The sequence below is a fragment of the Roseiconus lacunae genome, from assembly GCF_008312935.1.
Lineage (GTDB): Bacteria > Planctomycetota > Planctomycetia > Pirellulales > Pirellulaceae > Stieleria > Stieleria lacunae.
In genome coordinates this window covers 1-741 of sequence record NZ_VSZO01000033.1, presented here as the reverse complement: position 1 = coordinate 741, position 741 = coordinate 1, and the positions used below count along the sequence as shown (strand labels likewise).

Sequence of the window (741 nt, the reverse complement as noted above, 5' to 3'; positions counted from 1 at the left end):
CACATGCCTGGGAGTACTTCGCTTGGTATTTTTCGCAGAACGCGTCGAACGCTTTCTCGGCATCGGCCTTGGTCTCTGCTTGCCAGATCTCATGAAGGTCGCCCTTGGCCTTCGGCTGAACGCTCTTGGGCATTTTGTTGAGGACGTTGGCTGTCTTGTGAACCCAGCACCGTTGCTCGCCGGTGGCCGGATACACTTTGCGAAGAGCTGCCCAGAATCCAAGGGCACCATCGCCGACGGCCACTTTGGGATCGATCGTCAGGCCACGATGCTTGAGATCCAATAGCAACTCGGTCCAACTTTGTTCGCTTTCCCGGTAACCATCGAGCACCGCGATGAGCTCCTTTTGACCGTCGGCTGTCGCTCCCATCAGGACCAGTAAACACTGCTTTTTATTGGCATCATCTTCCAATCGGACCTTCGCGTAGATTCCATCCGCCCACACGTAAACGTATTGCTTGCCGGTCAGATCGCGTTTGCTCCACTGGTCATATTCTTGGCTCCATTGCTCTTTCAGCCGAACAACGACGCTGGCGCTGAAACCGGCCGCCCGCTCTCCGAAGAGCGACTGCAACGCTTCGACGAAGTCACCGGTGGAGACGCCTTTGAGGTAAAGCCATGGAATCAATTCTTCGATCGCTTTGGTTTTTCGCAGGTAAGCCGGAAGCACGCTCGGAGTGAACGTCACTCGCTTCTCCGGATCAGGGTGATTGTCACGGACACGTCCCTGGGAAACGGGAA

1 protein-coding gene is annotated in these 741 nt (G+C 55.7%); it reads right to left on the bottom strand.

Going from position 1 to position 741, the window contains the following annotated elements; translation table 11 throughout:
* A partial coding sequence (locus FYC48_RS22230) for an IS256 family transposase (RefSeq protein WP_149498998.1) occupies positions 1-741 on the bottom strand: 741 nt, incomplete at both ends.